Genomic DNA, 20955 nt, shown 5'->3' on the forward strand with positions numbered 1-20955 from the left:
CGCGATCGGCATCTTGGAAGCGGCGCTGGACCAGCGTCTGCTGGCCCTCGCCCCGTACATGGCGCCGGGGGTCGACGGCCCGGGCGTGCGGGCGGAACGGGGGAGCGGGGCGCTGCTCGACGAGATCGTGCGCGAGGTACGTGCGACCGCCGGTTCGCGATCCGTCTGGCTCCTCATCGTCGCGCTGACCGCGACCTTCCCGAACGCGAGTCGCGTGCAGATGGTCCGGCGCGCGATCGACCTCGCCGAGCCGGCACTGGCCTCCGCGGCGCTCCTCGAGTGCTGCTACGACGACGCCGCCCGATTCGCGATGCTGGACGTCGAGATCGACGTCATCGCGGACGGGGTCGTGGTCGACGTCGACTTCTGCGCCAACCACCTGCACAACACGGGCATCCAGCGCGTCGTCCGCCAGACGATGTCGCGGTGGGTCGAGTCGTACGACGTGCGCCTCGTGGCGTGGACCGCGGGCGGTGGAGCGATGCGCACGATGTCGGCGCTCGAACGGCACCGCGTGACTGCGTGGAACACCTACGTCGAACCGGAGCGCTCGGAGCATCCGGTCGACCCGCCCCGGTTCCGGGTCGTCGTCCCGGTCGACAGCGCCGTGATCCTCCCCGAAGTTCCGCAGAACGCGCTCGTCGATCCGCTGGCTGCACTCGCGGAACACTCGGGCAATCGCGTCGGCCTCGTCGGGTACGACGCCATCCCGGTCGTGAGCGCCGACATGCTCCCCGCCCTCGAGACGGAACGCTACGTGCGCTATCTCACGGTCGTGAAGCACGCCGCCCGGGTCGCGGGTATCAGCGACGCCGCGACCGCCGAGTTCGCCGGATTCGGTCGGACCCTCTCGACGCAGGGGCTCTCCGCCCCCGAGACCGTCTCGATCGTGCTGCCGGTCGACGCGCCCGACCATCCGATCGTCGCCGCCGACGCCACCGCCGAGGCGCTGGTGCTCTGCGTCGGTAGCCAGGAGCCCCGCAAGAACCAACTGTCGGTGCTCCATGCAGCCGAGGTGCTCTGGCGCGAGGGCCTGCAGTTCTCACTGACGTTCATCGGCGGCGGCTCGCTCTGGTTCACCCGTGATTTCGACCGTCGCATCGCGCGCCTCCGGCGCGCCGGTCGGCGGATCGAGGTGCTCCGCGGGGTCAACGACGCGGTGCTGCTCGATGCGTACAGCCGGGCGCGGCTCTCCGTGTTCCCGTCGCTGCACGAAGGGTACGGACTGCCCGTCGCGGAGTCCCTCAGTTATCAGACCCCGGTCATCACGAGCTCCTACGGGAGTACGGCGGAGATCGCCGTCGGCGGCGGCTGCGTGCTCGTCGATCCCCGCGACGACGACGAGCTCGTCGCGGCCATGCGTTCGCTGCTGACCGACGACGCGCGCCTCGCGCAGTTGAAGGAGGAGATCGCGATCCGGGCTGATGACACCTGGGACGACTACGCCTCGAAGTTGTGGGACGGCTTGGTCGTCCCGCTGAGCGGGGTGCCCCGTGGCGACTGACCCGATCAAGCAGCGGCTGCGCGAACTGCTCGCGACGCTCGCCCCCGAGGTCTCCGGCTCCGGTTCGACCGCGGACCTGACCTCCCGCGTCGCGCGGGCGATCGGACGCCCGCGCGACGACGTCGCCTGGCTCGTGCTCGCGGTGGTCACCGCACGCCTGCCCGAGCGCCAGAGCGTCATCGACCTGCGGCGCGCCATTGCCCTGGACGGCGCCGAGCCCGCGCTGCGGGATATCGTCTCCGCCGCCCGCCGCCGTGCCGCACTCCGCGCCGGCTTCGAGCCTCGTGTTCGGATCCTGCAGGGCGAGACGCTCGTCGACGTACAGCACACCGCGCGGACCGGTCTCGCGACCGGTATCCAGCGAGTGGTGCGGATGACGCTGCAGCAGTGGAGCGCCCAGCACGAGATCCTGCTCGTCGGCTGGAACAGCCGGCTCGACGCCCTCAGGATGCTGACCGACCGCGAACGGGAGAACGCGATCCACGGCACCGACCGGGACGCGGCCTCCGCCGTGCGAAGCGTGCCGGAGGTGGTCGTGCCCTGGGAGTCGACCTACATCCTCCCGGAGCTCGCGATCGAGGGGGAACGGACGAGCCGAATGCTCGCGCTCGCGGAGTTCTCGCGCAACGAGACCGCGGTGGTGGGATTCGACTGCGTGCCGCTGACCTCCGCCGAGACCGTCGGCGTCGGCATGGGCGGCGCGTTCGGCAAGAACCTCGCCGCGGTCGCGAGGTTCGGGCGCGTCGCGGCGATCTCCGAAGCGGCGGCGAACGAGTACCGCGGTTGGGTCGACATGCTCGGCGGCGCGAATCTCGCCGGGCCGACCGTGAGCGCGGTGGTGCTCCCCTCGGATGTCGGCGAGGTCGACGACGACGGGCTCGAGCGAGCGCGCGAGGCGCTCACCATCGAGGACCTGCCCCTGCTCCTCTGCGTGGGGAGCCATGAGCCGCGGAAGAACCACCTCGCCGTGCTCGCAGCGGCGGAGTTCTTGTGGCGCAAGGGCCACCGGTTCTCGCTCGCCTTCGTCGGCGGCAACTCGTGGGGCGATACGGAGTTCAAGACGCAGGTCGCGCAGCTCCGGCGGCTGGGTCGCCCGCTCACGACGGTGACGGCGATCTCGGACGACATCCTCTGGGGCGGGTATCGGATCGCTCGCGCGACCGTCTTCCCGTCGTTCAATGAGGGCTTCGGCCTGCCGGTCGCCGAGTCGCTCGCCGTGGGAACGCCGGTCGTGACGTCGGCGTTCGGCAGCATGCGGGAGATCGCGGCCGCGGGCGGCGCGCTCCTCGTCGACCCGCGAAGCGATGCGGACGTGGCGCGAGCGCTCGAGGACGTGCTCTTCGACGACGCCGTGAACGAGAAGCTCAGGGCCGAGGCGCTCGCCCGCCCGAAGCGAGGATGGGCGGAGTACGCCGCCGAACTGTGGGAAGTACTGGTCGACGGTTCGAACTCGGTTCCCGACGACCGCGCGACCACCGGACGTGGAGAGAGATGACCAGCGAAGCCTCACGACGAGCCGACCGGCTCAGGGAACTGCCGTTCGAGCGATCGTCGGCCGCGAGCTCGAGGAGCTTCGCAGGATTCCTCCGTTCGATCCGCGAGATCTCCGGCCAACGAGAGTTGCTGGGCTTGCTGGTCCGCCGCGAGCTGAAGGCCCGCTACAAGGACAGCAGCCTCGGATTCCTGTGGAGCCTGCTGCGTCCGCTGACGATGCTCCTCATCTACTTCGTCGCCATCGGGCAGTTCCTCGGCGCTGCGAGGGGCATCCCGGACTTCGCGGTCTTCGTCTTCGCGGGCCTGACGATCTGGGGCCTGTACAACGAGATCGTGATCGCGGGAACCACGTCGATCATCGGCAATGCCGGGCTCATCAAGAAGGTGAACCTGCCGCGCGAGATCTTTCCGCTCGCCGCGACCGGGTCGGCGATATTCAACTTCCTCGTGCAGTTCGTGGTCCTGATCCTCGCAACGGTCGTCATCGGCAAGGTTCCCCTCGACTGGGACCTCCTCTACGTCCCGGCCGGCGTCGCGATCGTGCTCGTCTGGGGCATCGCGGCCGCGCTGCTGCTGTCGGCGGTGAACGTGTACCTGCGCGACGTCCAGTACCTCGTCGAGGTCGCGATGCTGCTGCTCTTCTGGCTGTCGCCGATCGTGTACGCGTGGTCGTTCGTGGTCGACGCCGCAGCCCGCACCGGGCTGGCCTGGCTCACCGAGGTCTACCTGTCGAATCCGGTCACCGTGGCCGTGCTCGCGTTCCAGCGCGGCATGTGGGTGTCGGGTTCAGAGGAAACCATGATCGACGGCAACGTCGTGCCTCCGCAGCCGTGGCCCGCCGACCTCGATCTCAGGCTCGCGATCATGTTCGGAATCGGCGTGGTCTTCCTGATCATCTGTCAACGCGTGTTCCAGAGGTTGCAGGGCAACTTCGCTCAGGAGATCTGATGGCATCGACATCCCCCGCGATCATCGAGGACGCCCCGGTGGTCATCCGCGCCGAGGACGTCTCGAAGCGATTCATCCTCCGCAAGGACAAGGCGCTCAAGGAACGCATCGTCAACTTCGGCCGCTCGCAGAAGCACAAGAGCGACTTCTGGGCCCTTCGCGACGTCGGCTTCGAGATCACCGCGGGGACGAGCGTCGGACTCGTCGGAGCGAACGGCTCGGGGAAGAGCACCCTGCTCAAGGTCATCGGCGGCATCATCCAGACCGACAGCGGATTCATCGAGCGGCGCGGACGCGTGGCGGCGCTGCTCGAGCTCGGCGCCGGGTTCCACCCGGACCTGACGGGTCGGGAGAACGTCTACCTGAACGGGTCGATCCTGGGTCTCACCCAGAAGCAGACCTCCGAGTACTTCGACTCGATCGTCGAGTTCTCCGAGATCGGCGACTTCATCGATACACAGGTCAAGTTCTACTCGTCGGGGATGTACGTGCGACTCGCGTTCGCGATCGCGGTCCACGTCGATCCCGACATCCTCCTCGTCGACGAGGTGCTCGCGGTCGGCGACGAGCCGTTCCAGGCGAAGTGCATGAACAAGATCCGGCAGTTCCAACAGGAGGGGCGCACGATCGTCTTCGTCTCCCACAGTGCGGGTCAGATCGAGGATCTCTGCGATCGGGTGATCGTGCTCTCGCACGGTGCGGTTGTCTACGATGGCGAGACGGAAGGCGGGATCGCCGCGCTCCGGCGGAGTTTCGGGGAGTAGGGCTGCCTCATTCGCCGGTGAGTTCGATGCTCTCAGGGTGCTCGCGTAAGATCCCGTCGAGAGATGCGCGCTCGCGACAGCGCTTGACGTCTCCCGATCCCCTGAACTCAGCGCCGGCCCATTCCGGCGGATACCGAAAGTGAACGTGCCCTTGACTGCTCTGCCCCGACTCATCGCCTTCGACCTCGACGACACCCTTGCCCCGTCGAAGTCCCCGTTGCGTCCGCAGATGGCGGAACTCCTCGTGCGCCTGCTCGACCGGACCGAGGTCTGCGTGATCTCCGGCGGGCAGTTCGGCCAGTTCGACGCGCAGGTGATCCAACAGCTCGCTGGAGCGACCGCGGAACAGCTCGAGCGACTGCACCTCATGCCGACCTGCGGCACGCAGTACTACCGCTATGCGGACGCCGAGTGGGAGCAGGTCTACGCGCAGAATCTCACCGAGTCGGAGCGGGACGAGGCGCTCGCCGTCGTCGAGGCCGAGGCAAGGGCGCTCGGATTCTGGGAGGCGGAGACATGGGGCCCGATCCTCGAGGACCGTGGGTCGCAGGTGACCTTCTCGGCCCTCGGCCAGGCCGCACCGGTCGAGGCCAAGATGCAGTGGGATCCCTCCGGCGCGAAGAAGAACGCCCTCCGTGACGCGGTGCAGGTCAAGCTCCCCCTGCTCGAGGTGCGGTCCGGCGGATCGACGTCGATCGACATCACGCGGCGCGGCATCGACAAGGCCTACGGCATGACGCGTCTGGCCGACGTCTCGGGCGTCCCGCTCGAGGAGATGCTCTTCATCGGGGACCGCCTCGACGAGAACGGCAACGACTACCCGGTGAAGGTGCTCGGGGTCGAATGCGTGGCGGTCGAGGGTTGGGAGCACACCGTGACGCTGCTCGAACGCATGCTCGACTCGTCGGCTCCGCGGTCAGCCGCGATGACCGCCTGACCCGCTGGCGGGAACGGCGACCGACTGGAGCAGTTCGACCAGTCGGTCGCCCATGCGCTCGAGGGAGTAGATGTCCCGCGCGGCTGCTTGGAACTCGCGCGCGACGTCGTCGCGCTCGGGGTCGTCGATGATGCTCTCGATTCGTGCAATCCAGGCACCTGGGTCCCCGCTGGGCACGCGGAAACCGGTCACGCCGTCTCTGACGGCGTCGACGAGCCCTTCCCGGTCCGCGGCGATCGTCAGCAGCCCGGCCTGACTCGACTCGACGACGACGAGTCCGAAGCCTTCGACGTCGCCGGGGACGTCGACGTTCGGTTGCACGTAGAGATCGGCGCCATGCAGGACCTCTGCGCGCTCGGCATCGCTCACACGACCGAGCAAACGCACTCGATCCTCGAGGCCGTGGGCTGAGACGGTGTCGCCGATTCGTTGTCGCTGGTCGCCGTCGCCGAGCACGAGGTAGACGCACCGGGGGTCGAGCGACGGCAGCACCTCTGCGATGAACCAGGAGACGCCCTTGCGTCGGATCAGCCGCCCGGTCGTGACGAGGATCACGTCGGAGGGTCGTAGGTCGTATCGTTCGCGGACCAGACCGCTCGCCTCCTGCCGTGTGAGGCTCGGCACGGCAGGCGCCGGAATGCCCAAGACGACCAGTTCGACTCGCGCGGGCTCGACTCCGATCGCGATGAGCGCCTCTCGAGTGGCGGTGCTGTTCGCGATCACACGGGGGGCCTTGCGCAGCGCGGGCCGCACCAGCATCCGATAGGCGACGTGATCGTAGGTCACGTCGAGCCCGTGCGCCATGGGCAGCGCGGGGACGCGCAGGCACCGCGGGATCCAGGCCAGGAGTGCCCAGGTCAGCGCGTCACCGAACAGCACGACGCGATGGCGGTCGCGGAGGAGGCGGGACGCGAGTCGTAGGGCGGTCGTCGGTATCCACCAGAGGAGGTGCGCGTTGCTCCGTCCGAGCGCGAGCACCTGCGTGCGAGGATCGACCTCTCGAAGCGCGCGATCGATGTTGACGGCGAGCGTCTCCATGCCGCCCACGGAAGGAGCGAACTTCCGGGTGACGAACAAGGGAGCGGGGCGATCGGGCGCAATGGCCCCCCGCCGCCCGTGCGCAGGGACGGTGAACACGAGCATCGCGACATCGCCGAGCGTCATGAGGACGCGGTCGACGACCACCACGCTGAGGACGACCTGCGGCGGTAGGAACGTTCCGAGCGTCAGGAGCAGCACGATCTCCCTCACTCCGGCGCCGGCCGGTGCGATCACCGCGACGAAGCCGCACACCCAGGCGAACGCATAGCTGGCGATCGCGAGGAGGAACTCCGACCCGTCGAGCCCGACCGCCGCGTGCGCGAGCAGGCCGAGGCCCGACCCGAGGAGGATCCAGCTCGCGACCGACCATCCGATCGCGGCGGCGAAGGGCCCGCGCCGCAACGTCGGAATGGTCCCGCGGCGCGTCAGCCGCATCGCGAAGCCGATCACGCGGTCGAGGATCGGCGGGGTGAGGAGGACCGCTCCGATCGCGAGGAGGCCTGCCGGCGCCCACCAATAGTCCTCGCGGATCGCGGGGACGAGCAGCAGCGCCCCGGTCGAGATCACGGCGCCGATCGTCACGCCGATCAGCAGGGCGACGGTCATCGACGTGACGCTGACCCGGGGGGCCAGACCCGCGGCGCGACCGGTCCTCGCGCTCACGACGATCGGCCAGATGCCGCCGGGAAGATACTTCGTCAGCTGCGAGACGAAGAACACCCGTGCAGCGGCGCCGAGTCCGAGCCGACTCCCCAGCGCGCGTACCACGCTGCGCCAGGAGAGCATGTTCAGGTAGAGGCCGACCAGGATGGAGAAGCCCGCGCCGAGGACGGCCCACGGGTCCATCGCGAGGACGGCGGGGGCGAACACGTCCCAGTTCGCGACGACGCTCCAAGTGAGCAGGATGATCGTCGCGATCCCGACGGCGATCTGGATCGGCTGACGCAACCCGGCTCCCGCGGATCGAGGGGTCGCGGTCGGCTCAGGTTGCCCCCCGGGTGCGTCGGTTCTCCCAGACCCGGCCCGCGTCGGACGGTCAGTCGCCATACCGTTGCCGCTTGGTCAGCTCGAGATCGTCTTCGATCAGGGAGCGGTTGATGCGGATCAGATCCGCGATCACACCCATCGCGAACGCGAGCAGCGAACCGATCGCGAGCACCACGCCGATCAGCAGGGACTGCAGGTTCTGCCCCTGCTCTCCGAGGAGGAGCAGGATGAGGTACCGGACGAAGGGGACCGCTGCCCCGATCGCGAGGAGGGCGCCGAGGCCCGCGAAGATCACGTAGGGGCGATACATGAGGTACGCCCGGACGATCGCGCTCCCGGACATGATCATGTGCTGCCAGATGTTCCGGAACAGGCGCGATTCCCGCGTCTTGGGGTTCGTCTCGACCGGAACGCTCGTGATCGCGAGGCGCTTGTACCCCGCTTGGATGATCGTCTCCATCGTGTAACTGAAGCGGGTCACCATATTCAGGCGGACGAGCGCCCGCTTCGAATACGCGCGGAACCCGCTCGCTGCATCGGGAAGATCCGTGCCTGCCGCCCGGTTGACCACCCAGCTCCCGAATCGTTGCATGACGCGCTTGAATGCGGTGAAGTGCTCGATCTTCGCCGTCTGCCGGTCCGCCACCACGATGTCCGCCGTGCCGTCGAGAATCGGGCGGACGAGCTCCGGGATGCGCGCCTGCGGGTACTGGTTGTCGCCGTCCGTGTTCACGACGACGTCGGCGCCGTGGCGGAGCGCATAGTCGACACCATCGACGAACGATCTCGCGAGTCCCATGTTCCGGCTGTGTCGGACGAAGTGGGTGACGCCGAGCGATCTCGCAACCTCCACCGTCCGATCCGTCGAACCGTCGTCGATCACCAGGATGTCGAGTCGATCGACTCCGGGAATGGTGCGCGGGATCGACGTCAGCACCGCCGGCAGCGTCTCCTCCTCGTTGAGGCACGGAATCTGCACGAACACACGCATGTGAGGCTTTCGGGTAGTCGGAGGGATCCTCCCATTATCGGGCTTCGCTCGCGAGCTCGCAGCCGCTCGACAAGCGGCATCCGGTGGCGTGCTCGCGCGGGACCTTCGGCGCTGGGGGCCGGCCGTCGGACGCCTCCTCGATGACGACCGCGAGCCGATGAGCCACGACGCGTCGCGCTAGAATCTCCCGGTGCCACGGACGCAATCCCACCCGCCGTCTCGGGTCGACCCGTCGCCGGGGCGGCAGGGGTCTTTCCGTTCCGACCGCGGGTATCGCCGTCCGGTCACCGTGCACGTCGTCTCCAGAGCGATCGTCGACCTTCCCGACGTGGTAGCGCTGCCGGTCCTCTGTGCGGCGGTGGTCGTCTCCCTCACCGTGCTGTTCGGCGTGTTCACGCCATGGGTCGTGGTCCCGGCGATCATCGTCGGCACGGTCCTCACCTGGCGGTGGCGGCCGCCGAGGTTCCGCGTCGAGACCGCTTGGACGTCCGCGCTCGTCGCCGTCGCCGTCATCGTCTGCTGGTTCGCAGTGAATCTCCGGTTCGCCTCCGAGTGGGTCGACGTCACTCGCGATCCCGGTTTCCTGACCTTGCAGGGATTGTGGCTTTCGCAGCATCCCTCATCCGACATCCCGATCGGCGGAGCCGCTGACGTTGCCGGCGCAGTCGACGGAGCGAGGGTCGATTCGATCGGATACTTCGACGACGGGGACGGCGTACTTCACGCGCAGGGCGCCAAGCTCGTCCCCGGCCTCGTCGCGATCGGCGGCTGGATCGCCGGTACGGCGGGCGTGCTCGGCGGCAACCTCGTCATCGGCGCGTTCGCGCTCCTCACCTTCTTCGGATTCGCACGTCGTGTGGTCGGTCAGTGGTGGGGACTGGCCGCGATGATCCCCTTGGCGATGTGCATGCCGATGGTCGCATTCAGCCGGACCCTGTACACGGAGCCGTTCGTCCTGTGCGTCACCTTCGCCGGCCTCACCTTCCTCTCGAGCGCGGTGCGAACAGGCTCCGCGAGTGCCGCCGTCTTCGGCGGGGCTCTCGTCGGGTCGGGCGGTCTCGCCCGCGTCGACGGTGCGGCCATAGTGATCGGCATGACCGTCGCACTGGCTCTCGCGGCCTTCGCGCGCCGGGATGGAACGGCACGTCGACGAGCGCGCCGGACGTATCTCCTCGCCGTCGGCGCCGGATTGGCGCTCACCGCGATCGGGCTCATCGAGGTCGCCGTGGACAGTCCCGGGTACTTGGCCGACCATATCCGCCAGGTCGTGCTGCTCGACACCGCGGCGGTCGTGACCGCACTCGTCGGATGGACGCTGACGCTGGATCGCCCGTGGGCGCGCCTGCGGCGCGCGATCGCGAGACGGCGGCGCGCCGTCGGCTGGATCGCGTTCGCCACGGTGCTCGCGGTGGGGCTGTTCCTCATGAGCAGGCCGCTTTGGTTGGTCGCGCGACAATCGGAGCCGAGCACCGTCGTAGCTTGGCTGCAGGAGGGCGCCGAGGTGACCGTGGACGCCACCCGCACCTACGACGAGCAGTCGCTGACGTGGATCGCGATGTATCTCGGGTGGGGAATCGTCGGAGCGGCGATGCTCGGTGCGGCGATGGCCCTGCGGGACTGGGTCGTTCGAGGGTCTCCGACCAGTGTCCTGCTGGTCGTCGTCGTGATGGCGCCGTCGATGCTCTACATCGTCGACGTCTCGATCACCCCCGACCAGATCTGGGCGATGCGCCGCTTCCTGCCGGTGACCATACCCGGCTTCATCCTGTTGGCGGTGTTCGCATTCCAGCGGTTGATCGCCTCTGGGGTCGCTCGGGTCCGCTCACGCCGGACGAGAGGCTCCGCGGTCGGGATGTCGGTCGGCACCATCGCCGTTTTCGGCGCATTCGTCGCGTCGGTGATCTTTCCGGCTCTGACCTGGGGGCAGATGTTCCCGGCGATCGAGCACAGCGGCAGGCTGGCAGAGGCCGAGGAGGTGTGCGCCGTCGCCGACGGTCGGCCTGTGGTCCTGATCCAATCGACCGAGTACCTCTCGACCGTTCGATCGATGTGTGACGTCGAGGTGGTCAGCTTCAGCGCGGCACCGACCGCGGCAGACCTCGCGGAGGTCCGACGTGTGTGGGCCTCGGAGGTCGTGGTGCTGTCGTTCAGGGCCGAGGGCGTGCCTTGGAGCGACGATCCGGCTCCTCGTCTCCGTTCGCAGATCGTGTCATGGCCACCGACCCTGAATCGACGACCCGTCGCCCCCGACGTCGCGGACTCGGCGATCTGGATGGGTGAGATCACCGTCGACGGTCAGGTCGCGCCGATTCGCTGAACGGACGCGCGGTCCGACCTGACCCCGGCGTCGGCTCACGCGCCGAGCGGCGATCGTGCGCATTGCCGGTCATCATCTCTCGCGCTCACGCCCGTTCACGGACGCGCGCGCCCGGATCGCTCGCGAAGCCGGGCGAGGCGACGCTTCGCGACCGAAAGACGTACGCGAGCCAGCTGGAAGATGTTGCGGTTCCTCCACTCGGCGAGTTCTCGCGAGTACCGCTCGGCGAGCTCGTGGCGCTCATGTGCGATCTCCCCCCGCTCGCTCGCGAGGGCCTCCCACTTCGCAGACTCCTGCACCGCATCGAGGAGCCGCCTGTCGAGTTCATCCTGAGCCGCGAGGCTCTTGTCCAGTCGGCCGTTGAGCCATTCCTCGTAGTGCACGTGGACACTGAGCGCCACGGAGAACGGGTCGTCCGCGATCTGCAGCGCGACCGGATCCGGATCGTTGGAGAGCGGGATCGGGCAGACGACGCCGACGGGGTCGTCGGACGTCGCCGCATTCTGGAGCACGGTGCTCCATTTGTCGAGGAATGCACGACCTGCACGGTCGGCAGCGAATTCGCGGAATCGCATGTCGGTATCCGTCGACGCGCCGGAAGCGTGCGTGGCGACGGCGGCAGGCTCGAAGACGACATCGGCGCCGCTTGCACGAATACGGAAGGCGAGGTCCACGTCTTCGAAGTAGGCGGGTCGGTACCGCGAGTCGTGGCCGCCCAGGCTCCTGAACAACTCTGTGGGTACGAGGAGCGCGGCACCGGAGCCGTAGTCGATCCTGCGCCGCCGCAGCAATCCGGCGGCTTCAGCGGCCGATACCGACATCCCGGATCCGAACTGCATGGTTCCCGCGTCGGCGAACACGCGCGATCCGGCCTCCTGGACGCTGCCGTCCCCGTTGAGCAGGAGGCTCGCGACCGCTCCGATGGGCGTTCCTTCCTCGAGCGGCTGCCCTGCCGAATCGACGAGCGCCCGCAATGCATCGGGTGCGAGACGGGCGTCGTCGTTCAGGAAGAGCAGGAACGAGCCGCGTGCCACCCGAGCGCCCGCGTTCGCGGCGAAGCCGTACCCGGTGTTTCCTGGCAGGTCGACGACGACGGCGCCGTGGATCGCTGCCGTGAAGGTCTCGCGGACGTCGCTCGATGCGCCGTTCAGAACGACGACGACCTCGAAGTCCGGGGCGTCGACCGACTCGACGACGGACGCGATCGCATCGACGAGGCCGGCGCCGACTCGCCAGGCGATGATCACGACGCTGATCATCGGGTCTTGCGGTTGGGGGACGGAAACCGTCATGGGTGGGGGACTCCCGTTCGGGTACTTGGCGAGCTCTGCTCGGGCCGGCCGGTGCCGATCGGCCGAGGGTGGGCGGCCTGGTGCGGGTGCCGGATCCCCCGCCGACGATGCCGGATCCGAACGGGGCCATTCTATGCACGGAGTTCGGCTGTGAGCGCGATCGGCGTCGCCGAGTCGCCGACGCCCCGATCGGGCGCAGCCCGTGCCGGACGGCCGCAGGCGCCGCCCGCCTCCGATCCAGCGCAGGAGGCGGCTCGTCGACTCGGGCGGGAATCCGCACTACCGTGTGAGGGATGACCAGCCAACATCGCTTCGATCGGGAGTACTACCGCTCGAACGGCCAGATCGGGGATCGGCCGGCACTGCGCTGGTACACGGCGCTGACCCGGCGATACCTGGGTCGAGGGCCGGTGCTCGACGTCGGCTGCGGAACCGGTCATTTCCTCAGACGCCTCTCAGCGAATTCCGAGGCCGACGGCATCGAAGTCTCGGAGTTCGCGGCCCAGACGGCTCGGCAGACGTCACCCGCCAGCCGGGTCTACCGCGACGCGGTCGAACTCGAGCGCGGTCGCTACACGCGGATCACGAGCATTCATGTCGTCGAGCACCTGCCCGATGACGTGCTGAGGCGGGTGATCGCCGAGGTACGGGCGAGCGCGACACCCGACGCGCGCTGGCTGGTCGTCACGCCCGATCTCGGCGGGGCCGCCCATCGGCGTCACGGAGACGCCTGGCTCGCATTCACCGACCCCACCCACGTCAACCTCAAGTCCCACGGCCAGTGGCGTGAGTTCTTCGAGGACGAGGGGTTCGACATCCTCAGGGAATCGAGCGACGGGCTCTGGAACAATCCGTACTCGAGCCTGCCCGGAGTGATCGACCGAGCGAGGTTCTCGCTCCCGATGGCCGCGCAGTTCCTGACCGGTCGGCTCTTCCTGCGTCCGGGCTCGGGCGAGTCCTCCGTGTTCATCCTGCAGTCGCGAAGGAGTCGCTCGGACGACACGGCGCGCGGTTGACCCGGCCAAGCGGAGCGCCGCCCGCATCGGTCTCGCCCGGTTCAGAGCCGTTCGCCGCTTGGCGCCGCCGCCGGCCGCGCCAGCGCGTCGCGCCAGCTCATGTCCCGGGCCGCCTTCACGGCGCAGAGCACGAGCAGCATCCATCCGCCCTCGGTGATCGGGAAGCTCTCGGCGAATCCGGTCACGGCGACGACGACGAGCATGAGCGCCGGCCAGAGGTAGACGGGGCTCTTGCGCGACGAGGCGAGCAGCCAGGCCCGAACGAGGGCGACGAGCACGAGCGCGGCGAACAGCACGAGGCCGATCACGCCGACCTGGAAGTACACGTCGATGTACGCGCTGAGGGCCGATGCGTGGTCGCGACCCGTCATCTGCTCGATCCAGATGAAAGGGGTGCGCGAGGGCCATTCGCCGAACCAGCCCCAGCCCTGCAACGGGTTCGAGGCGAGGTACCTGGATGCCTCGCGCCAGACATCGAGGCGCACGTCGAACTCGGCGCGCGCGTCGAGCAGTTCGATGATGCGCTGGCGGAACAGCCACGCGCTGATGAGCGCGACGGCGCCCGTCGAGAGCAGGGCGATCTGCCAGCGCCAGCGCACCTCGGGTCCGACGCGGCGGAGGCCGTAGAGTGCCGCGAGGGCGATGAGCGAGGCTCCGAGCGCGACCCAGGTGGTGGGGGAGCCCGACAGGACCAGGCAGGCGGCGGCGAGGGCCACGGAGCCGATCGCCTTCGCGCCGCGGGAGATCTTCGTGCGCCATTCGACGACGAACGTCAACAGTGCGATGAGCGCGACGAATCCGAGCATGTTGCGGGTGCCGAACAACCCCTGGATCGGGCCGAGGCCGACGAGGTCGCCGCGGATGCCGAGGAACGTGATCGGCAGGTCGAGCAGGATACCCGAGACGATCTCGAGCGCCACGGAGACGCCGAGCAGCACCCGCAGCACGTCGGCGAACGCCCGCACGATCTGGATGGTGTCGCGCATGAGCGCGACGTACACGCCGAGCGCGGCGAAGGCGACGAGGTAGGCGACCCGGGTCGCGCTGAGCAGGCTCGTCTCGCTCCAGATGACGGATGCCGCGCACCACGCGAGGAACACGAGGATCGTCAGCGGAAGGATGCCGTACCATTCGACCGCGCGCCAGCGGGCGACGAGCGAGAACCCGGCGAGCACGAGCAGCGCGGCGAGCGCGGCCAGCAGTCCGGGCCATCCCAGCAGCGCGACGAGGGCGTGCGTCGAGAAGGCGAGCCCGATCGCGATCAGGGTGAGCGCCTGCGCGAACCGTGCCGAACCGACGGCGGTGCGTGCCGCATCGACGGCTCGGGCGCGCCGTGCGTCGTCGCTCATCGAGCGGCGGCCGGATCGGTGTCGGGGCGTTCGTCGGCGAGTCGCGGGCGCGCCGTCGCGGCGGGCAGCGGCTCGTGCTCCCACTGCCGGCGTTTGGTCGCCCAGGCGATCATGAGCAGCAGCGCGAATCCGCTCTCGACGAGCAGCCGGCTCTCGGCGAGGCTCTGCCCGATGAGGGCGACCATGATCAGCATGGGCACGAGCGAGGCGGCGCTGGAGGGCAGCGCGTGGCCCGAGGCATCCCTCGGCAGGTCGACCGAGAGGAACCACGACCGCCACAGGGCGCCGATCACGACGGACGCGAACGCGAGGAGTCCGATGACGCCGAGTTGCGCCCAGACGTCGAGCCACGCGTTGTGGGCCTGCAGGTAGACGACGCCGTTGCGTTCGGCCAGGGAGCCGAACGGCTCGGCCCAGGGCTGCCAGTAGCCCAGCCATCCCCAACCCGCCCAGGGCCGCTCGAGCGCGAGGCCGGTGACCGACGCCCAGATGTCGAAGCGGCCCGTGAGGTCCTCGCTCTTGCCGAAGAGCTGGAGCAGGCTGCTCCACAGCGCGATCAGCAGGGCCGCGGATGCGACGAGCACGAGCCCGGCGGTGACGTAGACGGGCCTGCGGCGCTCGGGACCGACCCGACGCGTCCAGAGTGCGAATCCGAGGGCGACGAGCACGAGCACCGCGACCAGGGTCACCGTCGCCGAGCGCGTCAGCACGAGCACCGCGCCGGCGACGACGAGCCATGCGATACCGCGGCCCCTGCGGATGCCTCCCGACGCGGTCAACGCGCCGAAGACGATGGCTCCGAGGAGGGCGACCATGCCGAGGAGGTTCCGGCTCGCGACGATGCCCTCCACGGGCCCGCCCTCGAACAGCAGCGCGCGCGACCAGTAGAAGGCCATCGGGAGCTGCTCGCCCGACGGGTCGAAGTCGGGGAAGTTCGGCAGCAGCGGTTCGCGGACGAACACGGCGACCCACAGCTCGAAGGCGATCGACAGCGCGAGCACCCACTTGATCGCCGCGGCCAGTCGGCCGACGAGGACCTGCCATTCGAGGCAGATCGCGAGCGCGACCGCGACGAATGCGGTGGCCAGCGTGATCGCGATGCCGAGCAGGGTCGACGCGGGATACGCCGACCAGGCGACCGACGCCACGGCGATGCCGAGGAACGCGAGCGTCGACTTCGGCACCCGGCGCCACACCCATCGGGGGCGGGTGGCGACGATGAGCCACACGGCTCCGACGACCACGACGGCGACGACCGCGCCGAAGCCCCACCAGCCGAGGAGGTTGCGCCAGAACTGCCCGGCGAGGAGCGTGAACACCGCGAACGTCGCGTACCCGCCGGTGAGCGCGCGGCGACGATCGGGGGTCATGCGTCCAAGGGTATCGCGGGCGCGATCCCGGTGTCCGGGCTCGGCGCACCGCCCGTGGAACGGGTCAGACGAACGCCGCCTCGCCGGTGATCGCGCGACCGACGATGAGGGTGTTCATCTCGCGCGTTCCCTCGTAGGAGTAGAGCGCCTCCGCATCGGCGAAGAACCGGGCGACGTCGTACTCGAGCACGATGCCGTTGCCGCCGCAGGCCTCTCGGGCCCACGCGACGGTCTCACGCATGCGCGAGGTGGCATACGCCTTCGCGAGCGCCGAATGCTCGTCGCGGAGCTCGCCCGCGTCCTGCAGTTGCGACGCGCGCACGACCATGCCGAGCGACGCCGTGATGTTGCCGAGCGAGTTGACGAGGTGCTCCTGGATGAGCTGGTGCGCGGCGATCGGCTGACCGAACTGCACCCGCTGCTTCGAGTACGCGACGGCCGCCTCGTACGCGCCGACGGCCGTGCCGACGGCGGCCCAGGCCACCTCGGCGCGCGTCGCGCGGAGCACGGCGGCGGTGTCGCGGAACGAGTTCGCGTTCTGGAGCCGCAGCGACTCGGGCACGCGGACGTCGGTCAGGGTGATGTCCGCGTTCTGCACCGGGCGGAGGCTGATCTTGCCCTCGATCTTCGTGGCCTCGTATCCCGGTGTCGAGGTCGGCACGATGAAGCCCTTGACCTGGCCGTCGGCCTCGTCCTTGGCCCAGATGATCGTGATGTCGGAGAACGTGGCGTTGCCGATCCAGCGCTTCGCGCCGTTCAGCACCCACTCGTCGCCCTCGCGCCGGGCGGTGGTGCGCAGCCCGCGCGCCGAGTCGGAGCCCGAGAAGGGCTCCGTGAGGCCGAACGCCCCGATGACCTCGCCGGACGCGAGCTTGGGGATCCACTCGTCGCGCTGCGCCTTCGAGCCGGCGATCGAGATGGACCCGGTCGCCAGCCCGTTCTGCACGCCGACGAACGTCCCGACGGATGCGTCGACGCGTGCCAGTTCGAGGGCGACGAATCCGCGGAACACCGACGAGTTCTCGAACGGCTTCACCTCGTCCCACGCGTACGAGAGCACGCCGAGCTCCGCGAGCGGTCGCACGACCTGCATGGGGAATTCGGCGCGTTCCCAATATCCGCCGATGATCGGCTTGACGTCGGCCTCGAGCCAGGCGCGGATCCCGGCGAGCGCCTCGCGCTCCCGATCGGTCAGCAGGCCCTGGTACGAGTAGAAGTCGCTCGCGAGCGGCTCGAAGGTCATTGGTGCTCCTCAGCGTCGACGGATGCCACGAGCCTAGGTCGGCCGTTCGGGCGGTGCCGAAGCCGTTGTAGGTTGGGGCGAATACGCCGAAAGGACCTCCCTCGCATGTTTGTCGCGATCCGCAACGACCCCCGGGACTACGCGTGGGGTTCCCACGACGCCATCGCCGGCTTCCTGGGCACCGAGCCGCCGGGCGGCCCGCAGGCCGAGCTCTGGCTCGGCGCCCACCCCGGATCGCCCTCGCGGATCGTCGACCCGTCGCAGACCGGGGGAGCCCCGGACCTCGCCGCGTGGATCGCTGCGGACCCGGAGCAGGCCCTGGGCGCCGGACTCGCGGCATCCGGTGCCCGCCTGCCGTTCCTCCTGAAGCTGCTCGCGGCGGGCGGCCCCCTGTCGCTCCAGGCGCACCCGACACCCGAGCAGGCCCGGGCGGGCTTCGCCCGTGAGGAGGCCGACGGGGTCGCGATCGACGCGTTCGACCGCAACTACAAGGACGAGTTCCACAAGCCCGAGCTCATCGTCGCGGTCAGCGACGAGTTCGACGCCCTGTCGGGGTTCCGACCGCTCGACGAGGTGCGAGGCATCCTTTCCGTGCTGCGCGCGGCGGATGCCGCCGACGAGCAGCCCGAGCCCGCGGCGCTCGACCTGCTCGAGTCGCACCTGGCCGGCGGGCCGGGCGACGACGGACTGGCGGACACCGTCGAGTGGCTGCTGCGCGACGGGCGCGGCGGTGACACGGGCGAGGCATCGTGGGTCGTCGAGCGCGTCGTCCGGCTCGCGGCGAGCGCGACCGCGGAGGCATCCGAGTTCCGGATGTCGTTCGGGACGGTCGGCGATCTCGCCGACGCCTATCCCGGGGATCCGGGCATCGTCATCTCGCTGCTGCTGAACCGAGTGCGGCTGTCGCGCGGCGAGGCGTTGTACCTGCGGGCCGGCAACATCCACGCGTACCTGCGAGGACTCGGGATCGAGCTCATGGCCGCGAGCGACAACGTGCTGCGCGGCGGACTCACGCCGAAGCACATCGACGTCTCGGAGCTGGTCGACGTGCTCGACTTCACGCCGATCGCACCGCCGCGGCTCGAGCCCGAACGCTCGGCTCCCGGCGTCGAGACGTTCCGCCCCGACGTGCCCGACTTCGTCCTGCACCGCATCGAACCCGGTGGGGGCAGCGCCGGAGTCGCGCTCGACGGTCCGGCGATCGTGCTCGTCGAGGGCGCGCCGATCGCGCTTCGCGGAGCGTCGGGCCAGGTCGAGGTGCCGCGGGGCGGCGCCGTGTACGTGACGCCCGAGGAGGGCGAGCTGTCGGCGACCGGGCCGGGCGTCGCCTGGATCGCGACGACAGGGCGCGCGGCCGGCTGACCCGCGCCGGGTCGCGGCCCTTGCTGAGCGTGGTCCCGCGGGCCGGTCAGCTCGCGGCGCGCAGCCCGAACAGCCGGCGGTACGCCGTGGGCGTGGTCTGGAGCACCTTCAGGAAGTGGTGCCGCATGACCGCGGCCTGGCCGAACCCGGTCTCGCGGGCGATCTCCTCGAGCGTGTAGTCGCTCTCCTCGAGCAGTTGCTGCGCCCGGAGCAGGCGCTGGCGGTTGAGCCAGGCGTTCGGCGTGGTGCCGGTCTCGGCGCGGAACCGGCGCGCGAACGTGCGCGGCGACATCAGGGCGTGGCGGGCGAGCCGGTCGACGGTCAGGTCCTCGTCGAGGTGCTCGAGCATCCACTCGGTGATCGCCGCGAACGAGTCGCTGCGGCATTCGACGACCGGCGTTTGGATGAACTGCGACTGGCCGCCGTCGCGCTGCGGCGGCACCACCATGCGACGGGCCACGATGTTCGTCGCCGACTGGCCCAGTTCGGTCCGCACGATGTGGAGGGCGGCGTCGATCCCCGCGGCGGTGCCGGCGCCGGTGACCACCCTGCCGTCCTGCACGAACAGCACGTCCGGGTCGACCTCGGTCGCCGGGTACATCTCGGCGAGGCGGTCGGTGTACATCCAGTGCGTGGTCGCGCGCCGGCCGTCGAGGATGCCCGCCTCGGCGAGGGTGAACGCTCCCGAGCAGACCGAGAGCACCCACGCGCCGCGATCGACCGCGTCGCGGATGACCTCGAGCACGCGCGGGTCGCTCGGTTCGTCGATCAGGGAGGCCGGAACGGCGACGAGGTCCGCGGTGAAGGCCGCATCCAGACCCTCGTCGACGACGATGTCGAACCCGAGCTTCGTGGGTACGGGGCCCGGCTCCGCGGCGACGACGTGGAAGTCGAACGTGGGGCCGCCCTGTTCGCTGCGGTCGATGCCGAACACCTCGCAGATCACGCCGAACTCGAACGGTGCCATCTGGGGCAGGGCGATGCAGGCGACGGTTCGGAGCATGGTGGATCCTTTCGTGGCGACCATCCGGTCGGAATCCAGTATGGCAGGATTCCGTGGTTCGGTGTCTACTCTGCCACTGGTGGCTGCAAATCACCAAACGTAACGTTTCTGCCATGACTGAGATCCTGATCCTCGCATTCGTCATCGCCGTCGTCGTCACCGCCGCGATCGCCACCGCCAAGCTCGTCGCCGCGGACGGCGCAGGCCTCCCCGAAGTGCTCGAACGACTCCGCCGAGCCGAGCGCCGCGCACCGCGTCGCATCTGATCGTCGGCTGCCCGGCCGATCGGTACGATCGGTGGGGCGCCGGACGGACCGGCGCCGGAGAGGCGGGTATGAGCTGGCTGGTCACCGGGGGTGCCGGGTACATCGGCGCCCACGTCGTACGGGCGTTCCAGGCGAAGGGCATCGACACGGTCGTGCTCGACGACCTCTCGAGCGGCCGCCAGTCGTTCGTGCCGACGGGCACCCCGTTCGTGCAGGGCTCCATCCTCGACGGCCGCCTGCTCGTCGACACGTTCGAGCGCTTCCCGGTCTCCGGCGTCGTGCACCTGGCCGGCTTCAAGTACGCGGGCGTCTCCGTGCAGCGGCCCCTGCACACGTACCAGCAGAACGTCACCGGCACGTCGACGCTGCTCGCCGCGATGGAGGATGCCGGCGTCGCGCGCCTCGTGTTCAGCTCCAGTGCCGCCGTCTACGGCACGCCCGACGTCGACCTCGTGACCGAGGCGACGCCGAAGCGCCCCGAGTCGCCCTACGGCGAGTCCAAGCTCATCGGCGAATGGCTCATCGCCGACCAGGCGAAGGCCGCGGGGCTCGCGCACACTTCGCTGCGGTACTTCAACGTCGTCGGTTCCGGCACTGACGACGTGTACGACGTCAGCCCTCACAACCTCTTCCCGCTCGTGTTCGACGCGCTGCTCGACGGGCGCACCCCCCGGATCAACGGCGACGACTACGCGACGCCCGACGGCACCTGCGTGCGCGACTACATCCACGTCGCCGACCTGGCCGACGCGCACGTCGTCGCGGCGCAGCGTCTCGAGGCGGGGGAGCCGCTCGAGCCCGTCTACAACCTCGGCTCCGGCGACGGGGTGTCCGTCGGCGAGATCATGCAGGCGGTCGCGAAGGGCACCGGCATCGAGTTCTCGCCTGAGATCGCCCCGCGCCGCGCCGGCGATCCCGCGCGGATCGTCGCCTCCGGCGACCTCGCCGCGCGCGACCTCGACTGGCGGATGCGCCACACGCTCGACGAGATGGTCGCGAGCGCCTGGGCGGCACGCCAGGCCGCGGCATCCCGCTGACGTCGCGGATCGTCGAGCCGACGCGGCCGGCACG

Annotated in this window: 17 protein-coding genes; 10 read left to right on the forward strand and 7 right to left on the reverse strand. The window is 69.6% G+C overall.

Annotated features, from left to right (window positions below; translation table 11 throughout):
- Nucleotides 1-13 precede the first annotated feature (13 nt).
- The 5 genes from ELQ40_RS06250 to ELQ40_RS06270 all read left to right on the forward strand — a co-directional run bounded on the left by ELQ40_RS06250 (nucleotide 14) and on the right by ELQ40_RS06270 (nucleotide 5647).
- Nucleotides 14-1504 (forward strand): glycosyltransferase, encoded by a 1491-nt coding sequence (locus ELQ40_RS06250; protein WP_127792909.1) that lies wholly within the window; start codon nucleotides 14-16, stop codon nucleotides 1502-1504.
- Entirely contained in the window at nucleotides 1494-2999 is a 1506-nt protein-coding gene (locus ELQ40_RS06255) for a glycosyltransferase (protein WP_127792910.1), read from the forward strand. Before ELQ40_RS06250 ends, ELQ40_RS06255 begins: the two co-directional genes overlap by 11 nt.
- Entirely contained in the window at nucleotides 2996-3946 is a 951-nt protein-coding gene (locus tag ELQ40_RS06260; RefSeq protein ID WP_127792911.1) for an ABC transporter permease, read from the forward strand. Before ELQ40_RS06255 ends, ELQ40_RS06260 begins: the two co-directional genes overlap by 4 nt.
- A complete protein-coding gene (locus ELQ40_RS06265) occupies nucleotides 3946-4710 on the forward strand; it encodes an ABC transporter ATP-binding protein (RefSeq protein ID WP_127792912.1) in 765 nt (254 codons plus the stop codon). The genes ELQ40_RS06260 and ELQ40_RS06265 overlap by 1 nt, the downstream gene beginning before the upstream one ends.
- A gap of 151 nt (nucleotides 4711-4861) precedes the next feature.
- Nucleotides 4862-5647, forward strand: coding sequence for an HAD-IIB family hydrolase (locus ELQ40_RS06270; RefSeq protein WP_127792913.1), 786 nt, complete (start codon nucleotides 4862-4864; stop codon nucleotides 5645-5647).
- Here ELQ40_RS06270 and ELQ40_RS06275 read toward each other — a convergent pair.
- The gene (locus tag ELQ40_RS06275; RefSeq protein WP_164863494.1) at nucleotides 5627-7636 is read right to left on the reverse strand and encodes a glycosyltransferase; all 2010 of its coding nucleotides are present in this window, start codon (nucleotides 7634-7636) and stop codon (nucleotides 5627-5629) included. The two genes, ELQ40_RS06270 and ELQ40_RS06275, sit on opposite strands and share 21 nt — an antisense overlap.
- A gap of 88 nt (nucleotides 7637-7724) precedes the next feature.
- Nucleotides 7725-8666 (reverse strand): glycosyltransferase family 2 protein, encoded by a 942-nt coding sequence (locus ELQ40_RS06280; RefSeq protein ID WP_127792915.1) that lies wholly within the window; start codon nucleotides 8664-8666, stop codon nucleotides 7725-7727.
- A 190-nt stretch (nucleotides 8667-8856) separates the two neighbouring features.
- On the opposite strand from ELQ40_RS06280, the gene ELQ40_RS06285 reads away from it, so the two are divergent.
- The gene (locus ELQ40_RS06285) at nucleotides 8857-10983 is read left to right on the forward strand and encodes a hypothetical protein (RefSeq protein ID WP_127792916.1); all 2127 of its coding nucleotides are present in this window, start codon (nucleotides 8857-8859) and stop codon (nucleotides 10981-10983) included.
- 95 nt (nucleotides 10984-11078) lie between these two features.
- Here ELQ40_RS06285 and ELQ40_RS06290 read toward each other — a convergent pair whose 3' ends face one another.
- Nucleotides 11079-12275, reverse strand: coding sequence for a glycosyltransferase (locus tag ELQ40_RS06290; RefSeq protein WP_127792917.1), 1197 nt, complete (start codon nucleotides 12273-12275; stop codon nucleotides 11079-11081).
- Between the two features lie 293 nt (nucleotides 12276-12568).
- On the opposite strand from ELQ40_RS06290, the gene ELQ40_RS06295 reads away from it, so the two are divergent.
- Entirely contained in the window at nucleotides 12569-13291 is a 723-nt protein-coding gene (locus ELQ40_RS06295; RefSeq protein WP_127792918.1) for a bifunctional 2-polyprenyl-6-hydroxyphenol methylase/3-demethylubiquinol 3-O-methyltransferase UbiG, read from the forward strand.
- A gap of 41 nt (nucleotides 13292-13332) precedes the next feature.
- On the opposite strand, the gene ELQ40_RS06300 is transcribed toward ELQ40_RS06295, so the two are convergent.
- The 3 genes from ELQ40_RS06300 to ELQ40_RS06310 form a co-directional block, all read right to left on the reverse strand.
- A complete protein-coding gene (locus ELQ40_RS06300; RefSeq protein WP_127792919.1) occupies nucleotides 13333-14640 on the reverse strand; it encodes an O-antigen ligase in 1308 nt (435 codons plus the stop codon).
- Entirely contained in the window at nucleotides 14637-16010 is a 1374-nt protein-coding gene (locus tag ELQ40_RS06305) for an O-antigen ligase (protein ID WP_127792920.1), read from the reverse strand. Before ELQ40_RS06305 ends, ELQ40_RS06300 begins: the two co-directional genes overlap by 4 nt.
- Before the next feature lie 64 nt (nucleotides 16011-16074).
- Nucleotides 16075-17253: an acyl-CoA dehydrogenase family protein gene (locus tag ELQ40_RS06310; RefSeq protein ID WP_127792921.1), complete on the reverse strand. Its 1179-nt coding sequence runs from the start codon at nucleotides 17251-17253 to the stop codon at nucleotides 16075-16077.
- Between the two features lie 105 nt (nucleotides 17254-17358).
- On the opposite strand from ELQ40_RS06310, the gene manA reads away from it, so the two are divergent.
- Complete coding sequence (gene manA, locus ELQ40_RS06315) at nucleotides 17359-18615, forward strand: mannose-6-phosphate isomerase, class I (protein ID WP_127792922.1); 1257 nt, start codon at nucleotides 17359-17361, stop codon at nucleotides 18613-18615.
- 46 nt (nucleotides 18616-18661) lie between these two features.
- Here the strand turns inward: manA and ELQ40_RS06320 are convergent, their stop codons facing one another.
- Nucleotides 18662-19618 (reverse strand): GlxA family transcriptional regulator, encoded by a 957-nt coding sequence (locus ELQ40_RS06320; RefSeq protein WP_127792923.1) that lies wholly within the window; start codon nucleotides 19616-19618, stop codon nucleotides 18662-18664.
- Nucleotides 19619-19731: 113 nt separating this feature from the next.
- On the opposite strand from ELQ40_RS06320, the gene ELQ40_RS18765 reads away from it, so the two are divergent.
- Nucleotides 19732-19884, forward strand: coding sequence for a hypothetical protein (locus tag ELQ40_RS18765; RefSeq protein WP_164863496.1), 153 nt, complete (start codon nucleotides 19732-19734; stop codon nucleotides 19882-19884).
- A 68-nt stretch (nucleotides 19885-19952) separates the two neighbouring features.
- A complete protein-coding gene (gene galE / locus ELQ40_RS06325) occupies nucleotides 19953-20921 on the forward strand; it encodes a UDP-glucose 4-epimerase GalE (protein ID WP_127792924.1) in 969 nt (322 codons plus the stop codon).
- Nucleotides 20922-20955 lie beyond the last annotated feature (34 nt).

Source organism: Agromyces sp. LHK192, from assembly GCF_004006235.1.
Lineage (GTDB): Bacteria > Actinomycetota > Actinomycetes > Actinomycetales > Microbacteriaceae > Agromyces.